General features: G+C 69.3%; 16 protein-coding genes. 7 read left to right on the top strand and 9 right to left on the bottom strand.

Annotated features, from left to right (window positions below; translation table 11 throughout):
• Window positions 1-9: 9 nt before the first annotated feature.
• Entirely contained in the window at window positions 10-2,673 is a 2,664-nt protein-coding gene (locus VGN45_RS12545; protein ID WP_327462977.1) for a TonB-dependent receptor domain-containing protein, read from the bottom strand.
• 82 nt (window positions 2,674-2,755) lie between these two features.
• Complete coding sequence (locus VGN45_RS12550) at window positions 2,756-4,213, bottom strand: hypothetical protein (RefSeq protein WP_327462980.1); 1,458 nt, start codon at window positions 4,211-4,213, stop codon at window positions 2,756-2,758.
• 541 nt (window positions 4,214-4,754) lie between these two features.
• Between VGN45_RS12550 and VGN45_RS12555 the strand changes: the two genes are divergently transcribed.
• Window positions 4,755-6,056 (top strand): sugar MFS transporter, encoded by a 1,302-nt coding sequence (locus VGN45_RS12555; protein WP_327462981.1) that lies wholly within the window; start codon window positions 4,755-4,757, stop codon window positions 6,054-6,056.
• A gap of 44 nt (window positions 6,057-6,100) precedes the next feature.
• Window positions 6,101-6,682: a hypothetical protein gene (locus VGN45_RS12560; protein WP_327462983.1), complete on the top strand. Its 582-nt coding sequence runs from the start codon at window positions 6,101-6,103 to the stop codon at window positions 6,680-6,682.
• On the opposite strand, the gene VGN45_RS12565 is transcribed toward VGN45_RS12560, so the two are convergent.
• A complete protein-coding gene (locus tag VGN45_RS12565) occupies window positions 6,679-7,833 on the bottom strand; it encodes an AGE family epimerase/isomerase (protein WP_327462985.1) in 1,155 nt (384 codons plus the stop codon). The two genes, VGN45_RS12560 and VGN45_RS12565, sit on opposite strands and share 4 nt — an antisense overlap.
• A gap of 138 nt (window positions 7,834-7,971) precedes the next feature.
• Between VGN45_RS12565 and VGN45_RS12570 the strand changes: the two genes are divergently transcribed.
• A complete protein-coding gene (locus VGN45_RS12570; RefSeq protein ID WP_327462988.1) occupies window positions 7,972-8,982 on the top strand; it encodes an NAD-dependent 4,6-dehydratase LegB in 1,011 nt (336 codons plus the stop codon).
• Window positions 8,979-10,139 (top strand): LegC family aminotransferase, encoded by a 1,161-nt coding sequence (locus tag VGN45_RS12575; protein WP_327462990.1) that lies wholly within the window; start codon window positions 8,979-8,981, stop codon window positions 10,137-10,139. The genes VGN45_RS12570 and VGN45_RS12575 overlap by 4 nt, the downstream gene beginning before the upstream one ends.
• Before the next feature lie 2 nt (window positions 10,140-10,141).
• On the opposite strand, the gene VGN45_RS12580 is transcribed toward VGN45_RS12575, so the two are convergent.
• Entirely contained in the window at window positions 10,142-10,780 is a 639-nt protein-coding gene (locus VGN45_RS12580; RefSeq protein WP_327462992.1) for an acetyltransferase, read from the bottom strand.
• Between the two features lie 86 nt (window positions 10,781-10,866).
• Here VGN45_RS12580 and neuC point away from each other — a divergent pair, with 86 nt between their 5' ends.
• From neuC to VGN45_RS12595, 3 genes are read left to right on the top strand one after another with little or no spacing between them, the layout of a single operon-like run.
• Window positions 10,867-12,015: a UDP-N-acetylglucosamine 2-epimerase gene (gene neuC, locus VGN45_RS12585; RefSeq protein ID WP_327462994.1), complete on the top strand. Its 1,149-nt coding sequence runs from the start codon at window positions 10,867-10,869 to the stop codon at window positions 12,013-12,015.
• Window positions 12,008-13,096: an N-acetylneuraminate synthase gene (gene neuB / locus VGN45_RS12590; protein WP_327462996.1), complete on the top strand. Its 1,089-nt coding sequence runs from the start codon at window positions 12,008-12,010 to the stop codon at window positions 13,094-13,096. Before neuC ends, neuB begins: the two co-directional genes overlap by 8 nt.
• Window positions 13,093-14,148, top strand: coding sequence for a nucleotidyltransferase family protein (locus tag VGN45_RS12595; protein WP_327462998.1), 1,056 nt, complete (start codon window positions 13,093-13,095; stop codon window positions 14,146-14,148). Before neuB ends, VGN45_RS12595 begins: the two co-directional genes overlap by 4 nt.
• 106 nt (window positions 14,149-14,254) lie before the next feature.
• Here the strand turns inward: VGN45_RS12595 and VGN45_RS12600 are convergent, their stop codons facing one another.
• The 5 genes from VGN45_RS12600 to VGN45_RS12620 form a co-directional block, all read right to left on the bottom strand.
• The gene (locus VGN45_RS12600; RefSeq protein WP_327463000.1) at window positions 14,255-14,482 is read right to left on the bottom strand and encodes a hypothetical protein; all 228 of its coding nucleotides are present in this window, start codon (window positions 14,480-14,482) and stop codon (window positions 14,255-14,257) included.
• 168 nt (window positions 14,483-14,650) lie between these two features.
• On the bottom strand, window positions 14,651-15,667 hold the full coding sequence (locus VGN45_RS12605) for a M48 family metallopeptidase (RefSeq protein ID WP_327463002.1): 1,017 nt from the start codon (window positions 15,665-15,667) through the stop codon (window positions 14,651-14,653).
• A gap of 4 nt (window positions 15,668-15,671) precedes the next feature.
• Entirely contained in the window at window positions 15,672-16,367 is a 696-nt protein-coding gene (locus VGN45_RS12610) for a polysaccharide biosynthesis/export family protein (protein WP_327463004.1), read from the bottom strand.
• 101 nt (window positions 16,368-16,468) lie between these two features.
• Window positions 16,469-17,491, bottom strand: a complete 1,023-nt coding sequence (locus tag VGN45_RS12615) for an NAD-dependent epimerase/dehydratase family protein (RefSeq protein ID WP_327463006.1) — start codon at window positions 17,489-17,491, stop codon at window positions 16,469-16,471.
• Window positions 17,488-18,849 carry an O-antigen ligase family protein gene (locus VGN45_RS12620; protein ID WP_327463007.1) on the bottom strand — a complete coding sequence of 454 codons (1,362 nt, stop codon included), beginning with the start codon at window positions 18,847-18,849 and terminating at the stop codon, window positions 17,488-17,490. The genes VGN45_RS12615 and VGN45_RS12620 overlap by 4 nt, the downstream gene beginning before the upstream one ends.
• Between the last annotated feature and the right edge of the window lie 27 nt (window positions 18,850-18,876).

An 18,876-nucleotide genomic window follows, 5' to 3' on the forward strand; every position in this document is an offset into this window, starting at 1 on the left:
TGATCGGGATCAGAAGCGGGTGGTCAGACTGATCGAGCCGCTCTGGCCCAGGTCATAGCCGTTGGCCGTGATCCGGTTGCCGAGCTCCTGGTATTCCAGATAGTCCTCGTCCAGCAGGTTCCGCAGCTCGATCGCCAGGCCCATGTCGCGGCCCGCGTACTCGAAGTCCTTGCGGTAGACGAAGTCCAGGATCACGCCGGGCTCCTGGATCAGGTCCGGCTCGCCCGGACGGCCGCGGGCCGAGGAGCGCTCCGACACATAGGTGACCAGCAGGGTCGCCTGCGACCGGGCCACGTCGTCTTCCCAACCGAACTGCACGTTGGCCAGGTGTTCGGACTGACCCTGCAGGCGGCTGCCGTCGATGATGTAGTCCGACGCCGGCCGGGCGACGCCTTGGGCCGACAGCGGGAACACCACGTCGCCCGCGTCCACCTGCACCTCGGATTCGGTGTAGGTGTAGTTGGCCTGAACCAGCCAGCGCTTGTCGGCGATGAAGCTCCACTCCGAGTCCGGGAACTCGAAGTATTTCTTCACGTCGAACTCGGCGCCGTACAGGATGGCCTGCGGAGCGTTGAGGTAGGTCTGCTGGGTCACCGAGCCGAGATCGTTGATCGACGACTCGATCGGGTTCTCCAGATCCTTGTAGAAGAATCCGCCCGTCAGATACTGGCCGCGCGCGAAGTAGTATTCGATGCGGGCGTCCAGGTTCAGGATTTCGGTATCCACCAGATAGGGGTTGCCGAAGAACAGACGGTCGTTGTCGGGATCCAGGTACTGCTGCGGAGCCAGTTCGCGGAACTGTGGCCGGCCGATGGTCTTGGACGCGCCGAGGCGCAGTTGGCTGTCCTCCGCGAAGTTCCAGGTCAGGGTCGCCGACGGCAGCCAGTAGCTGTTCTCCAGAGCGGTCGGCTGGAACACCAGGGCGCCGCCGAACAGGTCGCGCGGGCTGACGAACTGCTCGGCGTCCTCGTAGCGGACGCCGCCCGAGACGCTGACCAGAGGCACCACCTCGGCCTCGACCTGCAGATAGGCCGCGCGGGTCTCGAGTCCCGCCTCATAGGCGGCGGCGCCGCCCGAGGGGGTGATTTCCTGAAGCTCCCACAGCAGCGGGCCGATGTTGAAGTCCGAGAACAGATAGTCGACGCGGCTGTCCTGAACGTCCAGCGGAATGGAGCCGCCGGCTGCGTAGAAGCGGAAATCGCGGCGTTCGGCGTCGCGGGTGTTGTCCATCCAGGCCACGCCGCCGCGCACGGTCAGATCCCGGGCGTCGGACAGGGCGGTGGTCCAGGCGAAGTCCGCGCCGGCGCTCAGGATCTCGTCCTCCAGCTCCGAGAAGCTGGTGGAGTTGCGATACTGCTCACCGTCGTGACGGTAGACGCCGTCGGCGCCCAGGCCGTAGCGGATGACCTTCTCGTAGGGAGAATCGCGGGTGGTCTGGGCGTAGGCCCCGCGCCACGACAGCTCCAGAGCGCCGTCCATCAGGTCGTGCTCGCCGGCCAGCTGGGTCGAGAACAGGGTGCGCTCGAACCACTCGGTGTAGTCGTCGCGCACTTCGCCCGTGCCGGGGGCGGCGAAGTCGACGCCTTCCCGCGAGCGTGCCTCCTTGGTCGTCCGGCGGACGTAGAGGTTCGTCCACTTCAGTTCGTGGAACTCGTTTTGCCAGCTCAGGCCGCCGAGGAAGTTCAGACCGACGTCGTTCTCGGTCGAGCGCACGTCGTAATCGGTCTGGACGACCAGTTGGTTCACGTCCAGGCGACCTTCCTGCTGGATGCCCTGGCGCGTGCGCCAGTCGTTGTCGTAGCTGGCCACGAACACCGCGCCCAAGTCGCCGCCGCCGACCAGCCACGACCGGCCGCCCGACAGTTCGACGCCGAAGTTCGGCTGGATGTAGTCCTGCGTCTGCAGCAGGTTCAGCGGGGCGTTGACGAAGTCGCGGCCGATCGCCTGAAGCTGGGCCTGGGTGAAGTTCGGGCCCGCAGCGACGCGGTTGCCGGTGGCGATGGCGTCGCCCAGCAGGCCCGGCACGTCGCGCGTGCCGTCGTCGAAGCCGGTGAAGTCGGTGCGCGATCCGTAATAGATCAAGCCCTCTTGACCGGTCGTCTCCAGATTGCCGCCGACCGAAACCTGGAAGTTCAGGAACGGTTCGCGCGGGGCGCCGACGGTGCGCAGGTCGATGACCCCGCCGCCGAACTCGCCCGGATAGTTGGCCGAATAGGTCTTCTGGACGGTCACGCCTTCCAGCACCGAGGCCGGGAACAGGTCCAGCGGCACGACCCGCTGCAGCGGCTCGGGCGAGGGCAGGGGCGAGCCGTTCAGCAGGGCCGAGGAATAGCGCTCGCCGAGGCCGCGCACATAGACGAAGCGGCCCTCGACGATCGACAGGCCGGTCACGCGGGTCAGGGCCTGGGCGGCGTTGTCGTCGCCGGTGCGCTCCAGGTCTTCCTCGGTCAGGAAGGCCGCGACCTCGGAGGTTTCGCGCAGCGGCTCGGGAATGAAGCGGCCCAGAACGACGATCTCGTCGACCTGGGTTTCTTCGGGCTCCTGGGATTCGGGGTCCTGGGCTTCCGCCGGTACCGGATCCTGAGGCGGGGTTTGGGCGAGCGCCAGGCCAGGCGCCGTCAGGGCGGTGCCGGCGAGCAGGAGCCCGCTGAGAGTCTTGGTAAGCGTCTTCATGATCGGCGCCTTGGTCCTATGGTTTCGACACGGAACGACGTGGGGGACGGCCGCGGTCGCGGTCGCCCCCCAGGGCGCATCATCAGCAGGTGGAGCCGGTGGCGATGCCGCAGGTCCAGCCGTTGTACCAGGTGTCGGCGGCGTCGCGGACGGCGCCGATGTAGGTGGTGTTGACGAAGAACGGGTCGAGGCCGGCGACGGCGGTGGCAGGACGGGCCGTCTCGTTCGCGCCGTTGACCACGCCGTTCAGCGTCGACGTGCCCGAAGCGTTGTTGGCGCCCGTGGTGAAGATGCCCGCGGTGGCCGCGTCCTGGTTGGTGTCGACGCGATACAGCGTGCCGCAGGTCAGGAACACCGAGTTGAACGTCGGCGCGTTTGTCACGGTCGCCGCGTCGTCGATGTCGAAGCAGGTGCCCGTGCCGGCCTTGGTCACCACCGAGTTGTAGAGGCGCAGGGCATTGCCCGTGTTCAGCACGATGGCGTCGCCGCCGCCGTTGTCCGTCCGGCCGATCAGGGTCAGGTTCGAGATGGTCGGACGGGTGAACAGCGTGGCGCTGGAGCTGCCGGCGGCCGAGAACTCGAAGCCGCGGTCGCCGCGCGCGGCGGCCTGACGGATGATCATGAACTGGGCGTTGCCGCGATAGCCGGTGTCGGTGTCGAAGCTGTCGTCGTCGTTGCCGGTCAGAACCACGTACTTGAAGTTCACGGTGCCGCCGAAGGGCTCGATGCCGTCGTCCGACGAGTTGTGGACCTGGATGTATTCCATGACCGTGCCGTTGCCGACGCCCGCCACGGTGATGCCGTTCAACTCATTGCCCGGCAGGATCTGGAAGCCGGAGTGCATCAGGCGGAAGTAGCGCAGGCGGCCGGTGTTGTCGGCCGCGGTGTTGCCGCCGTAGAAGGCGTTCGTGCCCTCGACTTGGGCCTCACAGGCGACGTTCGGCGCGGTGACGCCGGCCGGGCAGGCCGCGATCGGCGCGCGGCCCAGCAGAACCAGGCCGCCCCACTGACCGATCGAATCGGCGTTTGTGGTGCCTTCGATCGACTGGCGGCTGGTGAAGATCACCGGGTTGGTCGCGGTGCCCTCGGCGAAGATCTGCGAGCCGCGATTGACCACGATGTAGTCCAGGCCGCCCGAGCCGAAGACGCGCACGCCCGGCGCGACGGTCAGGATGCCCTGTTGGGAGCCGGCGATCGGCGCGGCCGGGTTGGCGCCGCGGTCGGAGCCGACGTCGACGCGGCCCGAGACCGAGTAGATGACGCCCGTCAGGTTATCCAGCGACAGGCCGCCGACGATCAGGTTCGGCAGCTGGCAGTTGCGCAGCACAGCGCCGCCCGCGGCGGTGATGGTGCCGACGTTGGTGGTGCCGGTCGGGCAGGTGGCCGGGGTCGTGCCGCCGCCCGTGCCGCCGCCGCCGCCCGTGCCGCCGCCGGTGCCGCCGCCGAAGTCGCCTTCGCCCGGGGACGCGACTTCCGCGGAGCCGCAGGCGGCCAGGGCCAGGGTGGCCGCGCCGGCCATCAGGATCTTGGTGAAACGCATCTTGGGTAACCCCTCGGAATGAATGGACGGGTCACCCGCGCACCGGTTCGGCCCAGCAACCCCGGGAGGGTCGCTTAGTCACGCATTGCGATGTTGGCGTGACGCTTATGTGATCTTCTGCGAAGACTGATCCGAGTGCTGATGATTGGTCATAAGGTCTGGGTCAAATACTTTATGAATAAGATGTGGAGATTATATCGTACTCGGATTAATCGTCACGATCCGGCGATGTGCGCGCGGCGCGGCCTCCGCCGGAAGCGTTCGCGAAATCAAGGTTTTCTGTGCTCTCCTCGCTCCGCGCGGCCGCTGTCCGCCGTTTAGGAAGGCGAATTCTCGAACGCAGGGCTCCGGCCATGAAGTCGCGTCGTCGCGCCCTGTGGCCGCCGCGTCACGCCCACCGCCGGACAGGCCTCGGGCGCGTGCGGCCACATTTCGTTACCGACGGCCGAAACGCGCTGGACCCCGCCGCGCCGTCGTGGAACCAAGGGCGGGAAGCGGATCGCGCGCGGGGGCGCCGGACCTGCAAGGGGGAAACGCCGACATGACAGACACGCCCAGCCAGACGCCGCCCGTGACCAAGGGCACGGGCCTGGCCTTCGCCTATGTGACGACGCTCTTCTTCGCCTGGGGTTTCGTGACCTCCCTGATCGGCCCGCTGATCGCGGCCGTTCGGCGCGTGTTCGAGCTCAGCTACACCGAGGCGACCCTGACGACCTTCGCCTGGTTCATCGCCTATGGCATCGCCTCGATCCCGGCGGCGGCCATCCTGGGCCGTCTGGGCTACAGTCGGGCCATCATCGTGGCCCTGGTGACCATGGTCGCCGGCTGTCTGATCGTGCCCATCGCCACCTTGGCGGACTTCTATCCCGGCGTGCTGATCGCGCTTTTCGTGATCGCTTCGGGCGTCACCTTGCTGCAGGTCGGCGCCAACCCACTGGTCGCGGCGTTGGGCTCGGCCAAGAGCTCGCACGCGCGGCTGAACTTCTCGCAGTTCTTCAACTCGCTGGGCACCACCCTGGGGCCGTTGATCGCCGCGCCGATCCTGTTGACCGGGGGCGTCTTCGCCGCCGACGCCGTCATCGCCGATGCGGCCAGCCGTGCCGAGAGCCTGCGCAGCATCGATTTTGCCTTCCTGGCCGTGGGTCTGTTCTTCGCGGTCGTGGCCGGCTTCATCTTCTCGGCGCGCAAGACGATCACCGCGGCCGCCCCTGTGCCGACCTCCGAGGACCGGATGTCGCCGCTGGTCGCCCTGAAGTCGCCCTGGGCGGTGTTCGGCGCCCTGGCCATCTTCGTCTACGTCGGATCGGAGGTCACGATCGGCGACCTTCTGACCAACTTCCTGCACAGCCCGGAAATCCTGAACATTCCCCTGGCCGCGGCCGGAAGCATGGTGGCCTATTATTGGGGCGGGGCCATGGTCGGGCGTCTGGTCGGCGGCCTGCTGATGCTGACCAGGATTCCCGCCGCGACCATCCTGGTCGTGAACACCGCGGTCGCCGCCGCGCTGTGCCTGGTTGTGACCCAGACCAGCGGCGTCACGGCCGCCTATGCCGCCATCGCCATCGGCTTCTTCAACTCGATCATGTTCCCGACCATCTTCACCCTGACGCTGGAGCGATCGACCGCTCCGGTGCCCGCCACGTCGGGCCTGCTGGTCTTCGGCATCATCGGCGGGGCGATTCTGCCGCTGATCGCGGGCCAGATCGCAGACAATTCCGCGACGTTGAACCCGGTCTTCTTCGTGCCCCTGGTCGGATACCTGCTGCTGGTGATCTTCGCCTTCGCCGCCTCGCGGGCCCGAACTCACGGACTGGCCGGCGCGGGAACCCCGGCCGGCCACTGAGCCGGGGGCTTCCCCGCTTCCGGCGATCGGGGCAGGGTGGGGCCATGCGCATAGACCTGACCCGACGGGGCTTCGCCGTCCTCTTCGCCGGCCTCGCCTTGTGGCTGATCGCCGGCCCCGTCGCGGCCGCCGTCACCGTGACCTTCTACGGCCACGAAGGAGCCCAGGTCCGTGGCGGCTGGCTTTATTTCCCGCACGCCTATCTGCGCCTGCACGGCACGCTGGACACGGGCGAGACCGTCGATCGCGCCGTCGGCTTCACCGCCCGCAGTCCCGGCCCGCAGCTGCTGCTGTTTTCCGGCCCCGGCATCCTGAAGGAGCCCGAGCCCGCCTATCTGGCCGAGGGCGTCCCCTATCTCAGCGTCGAGATCTCGGACGAGGCGTTCCACCAGATCACGGGCCGCATCGACTGGTGGGGCACGCCCGAGGGCTCGCGCTACAATCTCAACAAGCGCAACTGCATCGCCTTCGTCGCCGACGTGGCCCAGCGCCTGGGCCTACGCACGCCGTCGCACGAAACGCTCAGTCCGAACGGGTTCCTCAAGGACATGGTGGGCATGAACCCGCCGGGCAGCGTCCCTGGGCTGCTGCCGGCGCCCACGCCGCCGCCTGTTCCCGCAGCCTAGAGCCGTCCTCGGGCGCGCGCCGCTTCCTCCACCGCGCCGACGATGTGGTACAGGCTGCTGGCCGGGGCGGCCTCTTCGATGATCGCCCGGTCCGGCCCCATCCGGTCGCGCCAGGCCCCCGGCGGCGGGCCTTTCAGGAACAGTTCCAGAGCCTCCGCCGCCCCTTCCATCCGGTCCAGCGCCATGGCGCGACGCGAGGGGTCCGTCGCCCGCATAGCGGCCTGCGCCCACGCCTTGACCCGCTCGCCCTGGGCCCACAGCCGAGCATGGAAGGGGCGAGGGCGAAGCGCGCCGTCCAGTTCGCCGACGGTCACGCCCGTGGCGGCATCAAGCCCGTGCGCTTCACCCAGCGCGATCAGGCGCTCGCCGACCCGCACCGCGTCCAGCCGTCCACGCGCGGCGCCCCATCGCACCAGCAGCCAGCCCCATTCGAACTGGTGGCCCGGCTCGATGATCTCGCGTTCGCCCGCCAATCTTTTCCAGTCGCCGTCGTAGAACTCGTGCACCGCGCCCGTGTCCGGATCGACGAACCGACGCAGCGCCAGCTCCGCCAGCCCGTCCGCGAAAGCGTCCCAGGCCGCGCCGTCCGGCCGGCCCTCGACCTCGCCCCAGGCCAGCCCGGCCTCGAACAGGTGCATGTGTGGATTGGCTTTCAGCGGCAGGGTCCGCGGGACGGCCTCCTCGAACCCGCCGTTCGGGTGGGCGTGGGCCAGAAGTCCTTCGCGCATCCGACGCGCCGTCGCCGCGATCTCCGCCGGATCGTCGGCGAAGGGCAGGGCGTGAGCCAGACCGAACAGGACGAAGGCCTGGTCATACAGGTCGATGGGCTCGTCGATCGGACGTCCCATGTCGTCGATGCGCGCATGCGCCAGGCCGTCGTCACGAAGGAACCGGGGAAGGGTCGCGAGACCATGCCGAACCAGCGCCCTTGCGTCGCCCTTCCAACCCAGCAGCGGCGCCCGGGCGAAACTGTAGATCTGACGGCCCAGAACCCGCGCCCGACGCGGACCTCGAACGGGCCTCGTCTCCGCATCGATCCGCTCGAAGAATCCGCCGTCGACGTCGATCCCGACGCCGGCCCAAAGCGGATAGGCGAAACGCAGCAGCCAGTCGTGAAGGCGCTCCGACGGAAGCGAGTGTTCGGAGCTCAAGCGGGCCTCTCGGGACGCAAACCGGACGACCATTGAAGCAGCGCGCATCAGGCCGCGCAACGCGGCCGTCTTCGCGGGTCGTTTACCATGTCGGGTCACCATTGGGCCGGGGTCGACAGTCAGGCCCGCGGAACGCCCATGGACCTCAACGACAAGCGCATCCTCGTCACCGGCGCAGACGGCTTCATCGGCTCGCATCTGGTCGAGCGGCTGGTGGCCGACGGCCATCGCGTGCGGGCGATGACGCAATACAACAGCTTCGGCACGCGCGGCTGGCTGGACCGGTCGGCGCCGGGTGCGCTGGACGGTGTGGAATTCGTCGCCGGCGACGTCCGTGATCCGCACGGCACGCGCGACGCCATGCGCGACTGCGAGGTCGTGCTGCACCTGGCAGCCCTGATCGCCATTCCCTACAGCTATTCCTCGCCCGACGCCTATGTGGACGCCAACGTGCGCGGCACGCTGAACGTGGTGCAGGCGGCGCGCGAACTGGGAACCGAGCGCGTGCTCGTCACCTCCACCAGCGAGGTCTACGGCACCGCCCGCTTCGTGCCGATGACCGAGGATCATCCGCTTCAAGGCCAGTCGCCCTATTCGGCGACCAAGATCGGCGCGGACCAGATCGCGCTCAGCTTCCACGCCGCCTTCGGCACGCCGGTGACGGTGATCCGGCCCTTCAACGTCTATGGCCCGCGCCAGTCCGCCCGCGCCGTGATCCCGACGGTCATCACCCAGATCGCCGCCGGCGCCGACCGCGTGCGGCTGGGCGCCCTGCACCCCACGCGCGACTTCACCTTCGTGCACGACACCGCCGCCGCCTTCCCGGCCCTTGCCGCCTGCGATGCGGCGATCGGGCAGGTGGTCAACGTCGGCTCCGAGTTCGAAATCTCCATCGGCGACCTCGCCGCCCTGATCGCCGAGGTGATGGGACGGAACGTGGGGATCGAGGCCGACGACGCCCGCCTGCGCCCCGCCCTCTCGGAGGTGGAACGCCTGTTCAGCGATTCCTCGAAGATGCGCGCCCTGACCGGCTGGCGCCCGGCACACGCCGGACGAGACGGCTTCGCACGTGGGCTGGAGAAGACTGTCGCCTGGTTCCGTGACCCGGCCAACCTCGCGGCCTATCGGCCCGGGGAGTACGTCCTGTGACCGATCTGGTCGACCGGCTGATCGCCGTCGTCCGAGACGTCGCCGGGCCCGGCGACCTGCCGCTGCATGCGCCTGAGTTCCGCGGGAACGAGGAGACCTATGTCCGCGACTGCGTCACCTCCGGTTGGGTCTCGTCGGTGGGCGCCTACGTGGACAGGTTCGAGCGTATGCTGGAGGACGTCACCGGCATCCCCCACGCCGTGGTCGTCAGCAACGGCACCTCGGCCCTCCACATGGCGTATCTGCTGGCGGACGTCCGTCCGGGCGACGAAGTGCTGTGTCCCGCCCTGACCTTCGTCGCCACCGCCAACGCGGTCAGCCATGCCGGCGCGACGCCGCACTTCGTCGATGCGGATCCCGTCACCCTTGCGGTCGACCCAGCGTCGCTCGAAGCCCATTTGACCGAGGTCGCGGAGCTGCGCGACGGCGTCTGCGTCAACCGCGCGACCGACGCCGTGATCCGCGCCTTGGCCGTGACCCATGTGTTCGGCTTCCCGGCCGACATGACGGGTCTCCTGGCCGTCGCCCGGCGCTGGAACCTGACGGTCGTCGAAGACGCGGCCGAGGCGCTGGGGTCGTTCCGCGACGGCGTCCACGTCGGCGGCGAGGGGCTGGTCGGCACGCTCAGCTTCAACGGCAACAAGATCGTCACCACGGGCGGCGGCGGGGCCATCCTGACCTGCGATCCTGAACGTGCCGCCCGCGCGAAACATCTCACCACCACGGCGCGACGTGGTTCCGGCTGGGTCTATGACCATGACGAGGTCGGGTGGAACTACCGCCTGCCGAACCTCAACGCCGCGCTCGGCGTCGCTCAGCTGGAACGGCTGGGCGACATGCTGGCCCGCAAGCGGACGTTGGCCGATCGCTACGCCGAAGCCCTTGCGGCGGTCGAAGGCGTGCGGCCGCTCTCGTCGCCGACCGGGACGCGACCCAACAACTGGCTGAACGGCCTGATCCTCGACCGCCCCGACCGCGCTGTCCGCGACGACCTTCTTGCCGCGCTCAACGCCGCAGGCATTCAGGCTCGGCCTATCTGGACCTTGATGCACCGCTTGCCGATGTACGCCGGCTGCCCCCGCGCGCCGCTGCCCGTCGCGGAAAGGCTAGAAGCTTCGGTGATCAACCTGCCTTCCAGCGCGGCGCTGGCCGATTGACCTCAGCGCTTCAGAGGACGCGCCGGATTGCCGACGACGGTCTCGCCGGGGGCGACGTCGCGCGTCACCACTGCCCCCATGCCGATCACCGCGCCGGCCCCGATGCGACGCGGCCGCCCCGGCGCGCCCTGTTTGATCACCGCGCCCGCGCCCACATAGGCGCCGTCGCCGATCTCGACGTTTCCGTTCACGGTCGCTCCCGGCGCCAGGGTGACGAAGTCGCCGATCGTGCAGTCGTGCATGACGCAGGCATGCGGATTGGCCAGGAAATGCCGACCGATGCGGACGTCGTCGGTGATCACCACCCCGTCGCACAGAACGGCGCCCTCGCCGATCTCGCTGCGGCCTCGACGGCGAGCGGTGTCGGCCATGACGCTGCCGAAGCGGCGGCCCGCCGCCTCTTCCTCCACGATGCGCCGCCGCACCTCGGGATCGCCGACGGCGACCACCAGGGCCTGATCGTCCTCGATGTCGGCCAGGGCGCGCGTGGGGAAGCCCGCCACGGGTGCGTCGTCCGCAGGATTCTTCGGCACGAAGACGACGGCGTCGCTCACGTCGCCGAGCTGGTCGCGGACCTGCTCGACGGCCAGCGCCGCCACTTCTCGGCCCAGTCCGCCGGTTCCAACAATGGCGATGCGCATGTCCGGCTCTCCCGGCGGCCGTGGGGCGAATCGGCCGCCTCGGCTACGCTGGCCCACGACGCCCGACGCGTCGAGGAGGGATTGGGGTGACCGCGCGCCGTCTCCGCCTGCTGACCACCGGCCGCGCCGACTGGAACATCCTGGCGCCGCTGGCGCGCGCTCTGCACGCCGATCTGGACTTCGACCTTGGCCTGATCGTCACGGGCGGCCATCTGGACGTGGATCAGGGAATGACCGTGCGGGCCGTAGAGGCAACGGGCCAGCCCATCGCGGCACGCTTGTCCTGGGGCGAGGGGACGCCCGCCAGCCGCGCCGCCCGCGTTCTCGACGGGGTGGCGGCTGTCCTGACCAGCGATCCGCCGGACATGCTGATCTTGCTCGGCGACCGGTTCGAGACTCTGGCCGCGGCGCAGGGGGCGAGCCTCGTCGGCGTGCCGATCGTCCACCTGTCCGGCGGCGACGTCACCGAAGGGGCCATGGACGACGCCTTCCGTCACGCCGTCAGCAAGCTGTCTCATCTGCACCTGGCCTTCCATGAGCCCGCCGCGCGTCGCCTGCGCCAGATGGGCGAGGCGTTCGACCGCGTGCACGTCGTCGGCAATCCGGCGTTGGACGATCTGGTGGAGTCGGCCCGTATGCCGGACGCGGAGCTTGAGCGCCGCTTGGACGCCCCGCTGGGCGAGCGGAACCTGCTCCTCACCTTCCATCCCGTCACCCTTCAGCCCGATCGCGGCCGAGCGGAACTGGAGGCGTTGTTGGGGGCGCTGGGTCGGCTCGACGACAGCTGGACCCTCTGGATCACCGCCCCGAACGCCGACCCGGGCGGTCCGGACTTCGACGCCCGCCTGCGCGCCTGGTCCGCCCTCCGGCCCCGCGCACATTTCCGCGAGGCTCTGGGCCGGGCCTATGCCCCGCTCGCGGCCCGCTGTGCGGCGGTGATCGGCAACTCTTCCTCCGGTCTGGCCGAGGTTCCGACCCTGGGCGTGCCCACGATCGACGTCGGAGACCGACAGGGCGGGAGGCTCGCGGGTCCCAGCGTCTTTCATGCGGCCGCCTCAGCCGACGCCATCCTCGCCGCACTCGATCGCGCCTTCACGTTCCGTCCGGACGGGGCGTCCAATCCCTATGGCGACGGGCGGTCCGTGCCCCGCATCATTTCGATCCTGAAATCCGCGCGGCCGCGAGACGCTCTCCTGCGCAAGCCGTTCGTCGATCTGGAGGCCGGGCATGGCTGACCGCATCTTCATCGTCGCCGAAGCGGGCGTGAACCACGACGGCTCCGTCGACGACGCCCTGACGATGGTCGACGTCGCCGCCGAGGCCGGGGCGGATGCGGTCAAGTTCCAGACCTTCCGCGCCGAGGCCCTGGTCACTCGCCGCGCCGGCAAGGCCGCCTACCAGGTCGCCAACACCGGTCATGACGGCGGCCAGGCCGACATGCTGCGCCGGCTCGAGCTGTCGGAGGAGGCGCATCATCTCATCGCCGACCGCTGCCGGGCCCGCGGCGTCGCCTTCATGTCCACCGCCTTCGACATGGAGGGCCTGGCCCTATTGGACCGTCTGGGCGTTCCGGCTCTGAAAATTCCGTCCGGGGATCTGACCTGGGGGCCCATGCTGCTGGCCGCGGCGCGCACCGGACGGCCTCTGTTCGTGTCCACCGGCATGGCCGACCTCGAAGAGGTGCGCCGGGCGCTGGGGGTGATCGCCTTCGCCCTCACCCGCCCGGGCGAGCCGTCGGGCCTGACCGACTGCGAGGCCGCCTTCGCTTCGGCCGAGGGCAGTTCGGCGGTGGCCGAACGCGTCACGGTTCTTCAGTGCACGACCCAGTATCCGGCGCCCGCCTCGGCGGCGAACCTACGGGCCATGACCAGTATGGCGGCCGAGTTCGGCGTGCCCGTCGGCTATTCGGACCACACGCTGGGGATCGCCGTGGCCACCGCCGCCGCGGCATTGGGTGCGCGCGTGATCGAGAAGCACTTCACGCTGAGCCGCAGTCGGCCCGGACCCGACCATGCGGCTTCTCTGGAGCCGGACGAACTGGCGGCTCTGGTCAGGGCGATCCGCGAGGTCGAGACGGCGATGGGCGACGGCATCAAGACGCCGTCGGCGGCCGAACTGCCCAATCGCCCGATCGCGCGTCGGTCTCTGGTCGCGGCCCGGCCCATGGCGGCCGGCGAGATCTGGTCGGACGCCGCGGTCACGGCCAAGCGCCCCGCCGACGGACTGTCGCCCATGCGGTGGTGGGACGTGAAGGGCGCCGCCGCGCGCCGGGCCTATGGGATCGACGACGCCCTGGATGCGGAGGAAGCGTCATGAAGCACTGGGAACGCGCCCTGATCGCGCCGGACGCCACCCTGCGCGACGCCTTGCGCAACATCGACGCCACGGGCGCCGGCATCGCCCTTGTGGTCGACCCCGATCGGCGCTTGGTCGGCACCCTGTCGGACGGCGACATCCGTCGAGCCCTGATCCGGGGCGAGAATCTGGACGGCCCGTGCGGCGCCTTCGCCAACGTCGCGCCCGCGACGGCTTCGGCCGAGATGGACCCGGCCTCGCGCCTGGGCCTTCTGCGTTCACGCAAGCTGCGTCAACTGCCGTTGATCGACGATCAGGGACGCGTGGTGGGCCTCTCGACCGTCTCCGACTTCCTCGAGATGCCGGAGCGCACCGAGGCGGTTGTCATCATGGCCGGGGGCCGCGGAACCCGTCTGGCCGAACTGACCGCAAACACGCCCAAACCGATGCTGAAGGTCGGGCCTCGGCCCATGCTGGACACGGTCGTCGACGCTTTCGCCGCCCAGGGTTTCCGTCGCATCTTCCTGTCGATCAACTATCGCGGCGAGCAGATCGAGGCGCATTTCGGCGACGGGTCAGAGCGAGGTCTGCACATCCGTTACCTGCGCGAGGACGGCCCGCGCGGCACCTGCGGCGCGCTGAGCCTCCTGCCCACGGACGTGACGGGCGACGTGCTGGTCACCAACGGCGACGTCCTGACCAAGATGGACTACGGCCGGGTGGCCGACGATCACGCCGTGGCCGGGGCGGCCGCCACGGTGGTGGTGCGCGACTATGAGATGCAGGTGCCGTTCGGCGTGATCAACGCCGACCAGGGTCGGGTTCTGGGCATCGAGGAGAAGCCCAGTCAGGTCTACCGCATCAACGCCGGGGTCTATGTTCTGTCTCCGTCCGCGCGGGAGTTGGTTCCGTCCGAGGGATCTTTCGACATGCCTCAGCTCCTTCAATCCCTGATCGATGAGGGGCGATCGGTGCGGGCTCACCGCGCGGAGGGCTATTGGGTCGATGTCGGAAGAATGGCGGACTTCGCCCGGGCCAACGAGGACTACGGCGCCGTGTTCGAGGGCGGTTGACCGTCACCGGACGCGCCCGAACTCCAGACGAGCAAAAGCCGGCGGACCAAAATCCGCCGGCTCAAACTCTCGCCACGTCGCGGCCGAAGCCGCGCGGCGACCCGAGTTAGTTGCTGTCCGAGTCGTCGTCGGTGGCGACGACGATGGCGGTGGCCAGCACGGCGCCGCCGATCAGCAGGACGGCCAGCGGGATGCCGGCGAACTCGTTGGAGGCATCGGCCGAGGCGCCGACGCGGTCACCCACGCGGGCGACGGCGGTGTTGGAACCGGCGGCGGCGGCTTGGCCGGCGACCAGCAGCAGACCGACCGAAACGGCGGCGATCGTCTTACGCATCAGAATCCCCTTCATGTTATGAGGTTGACGCGGTTTTCCCCGCGCTTTCCCGAAATGCTTCTAGGCCAACCCCGTTGCCGATTGCAAGCGAAAAAGCCGCACGTCGCCAGCCCGTCGCGCGAACCTGTGGCCCGGTGGACGCGGTTTCACCGTGAACGGAAGGTTGCGTCAGCGCGGATCGATGCGCCCGGTACGCGCACGGGCGTCGGCGATTTCGGCCGAAACCGCCTCCAGCTGACGCGCGCGGACTTCGGCTGAGGGATGTCCCCACTGGGCCCAACGCACGCGCCAATTGGCCGCGCCGAACCGTCTCCAGAACGGGGCCGCGACGTCCACGTCGAAGCCTGCGCGCGCCATCAGATACAAGCCCCAGCGGTCCGCGTCGCGCTCGGCGGCCGCCAGACTGGACGGCGCGACGGCCAGATTGCCGAAGACCCGGCGGGCCGGCGCCTCGCGATCGAACCGCTCCCGATGCTTCAGGATGTTGTGGGCCAGCTCGTGCGCAAGGATCAGCGCCAGCTCGTCGTCGTTGGCGGCGAAGCCGGCCAGCGCCGTGGAAATGAAGACGCCGGTCCCGTTCGCCCGGGCGTTCAACTCGTCCGACACGTCGAGCTGGACCGAATGGGGACAGGCGGGATCGGCGGTCAGCCGCACGGTCCGTACGGCGCCGCCGCGACTGATTTCCAGCATCGCGGGACCGTCGTCGGCCAGGGCGGCGTCCATCGCGGCCAGGTTGCGCGCCACGCCGTCCCAGCTCTCGGCGGCGTCGATCGCGCCGATGGAAAGCGCCGTTCCGTCCACGGACAGGATCACGTCGCCGACTTCCAGTCCGGCGCGCGCCGCGGGACCGCCGGGGACGACGGCCAGAACGGCCGGCAAGTCACCCTTCAGATCGCCCGTCGCGGCCACGACCGGCCGCATCTCGGCTCCGTACTGGTTTGCGGCGTGCAGGCTCCATCCCGAACTGCGGCCCGGCGCCCCGCACAGGTCGACGTTGGCGGTGACCAGTCGGTGGAAAACCGTCGCCACGCGCGCGTCCAGGGCTTGGAGCGCGGCATAACGGGCGGCGGGGCCCTGGGCTTCGGCAGAGGCGGCGTGGGGGACGTTCAGCCCATCCCCGCCGCCGCCGCACCCGGCGACCAGCGCCGCTGCGAGGCAGACGGTCAGGGCGTGTCGACGCGCCAAGGCGTCAGAACACCTGGAAGATGGCCAGCGCAGGCAGAGCCTGGACCGCATCCCGCACCAGGGCGTTCGTGCGGCTGATGTCCACCACGACGACGTCGTCGCCCAGGATGACGGGATCCTCGGCCTGACCGTTGCGGATGTCGGCCAGATCGAACACGGCGACCATGCGCTGGCCCCCGACCTCCCGGAAAACCGCCACGCTGCGCACGTTTGCGTCGCGGGTGGGGCCCTTGGCCATGGCCACGGCCTGCATCAGAGTGGTGCGGCCGCGCATCTCATAGACGCCCGGCTGGGTCACGGCGCCGTCGATGGTGACCTTCTGGCTTGCGGCCTCCTTGACCGTGACGGTGACCTGCGGATTGCGCAGGTAGCGCTCGCCCAGACGGCGGGCGATGTCGTTCGACAGCTCGTTCGGCGTCAGGCCCGCGGCCTGGACCGATCCGATCATGGGCAGCTGAAGATTGCCCGAGGCGTCGACGCGGATCTCGTCGAAAGACAGGTCCGGCACCTGGAAGACGGACACGGTCAGAAGATCGGTCGCGCCGATGCGATAGTCGCCGCTGGCCTCGCCCCGCGCCGACTGCATCAGCATCACGGGATCTATCGGCGCGGCGGCCGTGACCAGGCTGGCGTCCCGCGTCGCGCCGCCGCCGCACGCGGCGACCAGAAAAGCGGCGCAGGCGATCAAAAAAGCGCGCATGTCCAGGTTACCTTCCACGTTGCGGGCATCAGCCGCCTTATGCATGCCGACGATGCCGCGTCTGGCCCTAACAGGGCCGCCGACGGCCGTCCAGCGTGGCCTCAGACACCATAGAATTGTCTATACCAATCGACGAAGCGTCCGACCCCGTCGTCGATCGAGGTTTTCGGATCATAGCCCAGCAGAGCCCGCGTGCGGGCGACGTCCGCCTCGGTTCGAACCATCTCGCCGGGCTGCACGGGCAGGGCGTTGATCGCGGCCTTGCGTCCCAGCTTGCGCTCCAGAACTTCCAGATATCGCGCCAGGGGCTCGCGCCGGCCGGCCCCCAGATTCAGGATGCGCCAGGGCGCCACGCCGCTGGTCGCGGGATCCGGATTGGCCGGATCCCAGTCGGGATCGGGCGCGGGAGGCAGATTCAGAGCGGCCAGGACGCCGTCGACGACGTCGTCGACGTAGGTGAAGTCCCGCTCCATCGCCCCGTCGCCGTACAGGTCGATCGGCGTCCCCTCCAGGATGGCCCGGGTGAACTTGAACAGGGCCATGTCGGGCCGGCCCCAGGGCCCGTAGACCGTGAAGAACCGCAACCCCGTGCACGGCAGGCCGTGCACATAGGCGAAGGCGTGCGCCATGGCCTCGTTCGCCAGCTTGGTCGCCGAATAGAGGTTCAACGGGTGCGAGACGGGTTGTTCGACCGAATAGGGCAGGGCTCCGTTCGCGCCGAACACGGAACTGGTCGAGGCATAGACCAGATGCTCCACCCCCACGGCCCGGCAGCCCTGAAGGACGCTTAGGAAGCCCACCACGTTGGAGTCCACGTAGGTCTCGGGGCTTTCGACGCTGTAGCGGATGCCGGCCTGCGCTCCGACGTGGACGACCCGAACCGGGCGATGGCGCTCGAATAGCCCCGCCACGGCCTCGCGGTCGGCCAGGTCCATGACGTGATCGACGTAGCCCCCGTGCTCCATCAGAAGCGCACGCCGGGCCTCCTTCAGTCTGGGGTCGTAATAGGGATTCAGGTCGTCCAGCCCGATGACGCGCCGGCCTTGCGAAAGCAGCCGGCGGGCCGTGTGGAAGCCGATGAAGCCGGCCGAGCCGGTGACCAGGACAGGTCGGTCGTCGCTCATGCCGGCCTTCTCGACCGACGTCGCGTGGTCTCCGGCGGATCTCCGCCGCTCAATTCCAGCATCGCGGCCAGCACGGCGAGGACCGCCGTCACGGTCACGGTTCTCAGCGGAAATTCGACGGCGCTGTGCATCAGAATCATCAGTATGCCCACGGACGCCGCGCGCGCCATGTCCGCCGTCGACCCTGCCGGCGCGCGCCACGCCGCCCAGGCGCGCCGTCCGAACCAGATCAGGAAGGCGATCAGCACGCCGACGCTCAGCCATCCCCCCTCGAGCCAGGTCTCGAGGTATTCGTTGTGCGCCCGGTTGAAGGAGGTGGCGTCCAGTTCCTCCAGCGTCTCGACCGAGCGATAGACCCGTTCGAACGATCCGAAGCCGGCCCCTGTGGGCAGATAGGCCTGGGCGGCCTCGGCCACGGTGGGCCAGCGCTCGAACCGCGCTTCCGGCGGGGCGGAGGAATCGAACCGGTCCAGGATCGGCCCCAGCCCCAGAGTGGCGACCAGCAAAAGGGCGGCCCCGGCGACTCCCGCCAGGCCAAGGGCCGCGGGTCCCAGGCGGGCCTTGCCGGCGGCCGTCCAGATGATCATGGCCGAGAACGCCAATGCGGGGCCCAGCAGGCCGACGCCGGCGCGCGATCGAGTCGCCGCCACCGTCACGACGGCCACCGCGACGACGGCCAGGCCGATCCAGAAGGCCGTTCGCCCCTCGGACCCTCGACGGGCGCCCGTGCCGACCATGGCGGCGGCCAGCGGCAGGGCGATCAGGCACAGGGTCGCAAGATGGTTCCTGTTGGCGAAAAGACCGCTGACCGATCCGCGGTCGGTGGTCGGCCAGGGATGAAAGGGGTCGCCGGTCATGGCTTGGGCCAGACCCAGCAGGAAACTGGTCGCCAGCGCCACGAAGATCAGGTGCACATATCCGCGGTGCGTCGACGGGCCCGTCGTCAGGACGGCCAGGAACAGGGCCGCCGCGGGAATCAACGCGAGGAATGACCGCCAGGTCATGTCGGGGGCCACCGACGTCGGGGCCCATCCTGGCGACAGGCCGGCGATCTCCAGCGCCAGAACGCCGCCTTCACGCCCGGGCAGGGCGCCCCAGATTCCGGGCGGCAGGGGAATCAGTTGGATCAGAGGGATCGCCGCCGCGGCCGCGAGAATGCCGATCGCGAACCCGTTCGTGGTCCAGACCGTGCGGTCCCAGGCGCGAAGCAGGGCGAGACCCAGCACGGGCAGGGCGGCCAGCTCGATCAGCGTCAGTCGCAGCGCGTTCTTCTGGCTGGCTCCGCCGATCAAAAAGCAAATGGCCAGCAGGACGAAAGCCGCGATCGCGACCCTGTCCCACTGGCCATTCTGTCTCAACCAAGCGCGCAAGAAGCCCTGTGCCTC

Source organism: Brevundimonas sp. (assembly GCF_035999125.1).
GTDB lineage: Bacteria > Pseudomonadota > Alphaproteobacteria > Caulobacterales > Caulobacteraceae > Brevundimonas.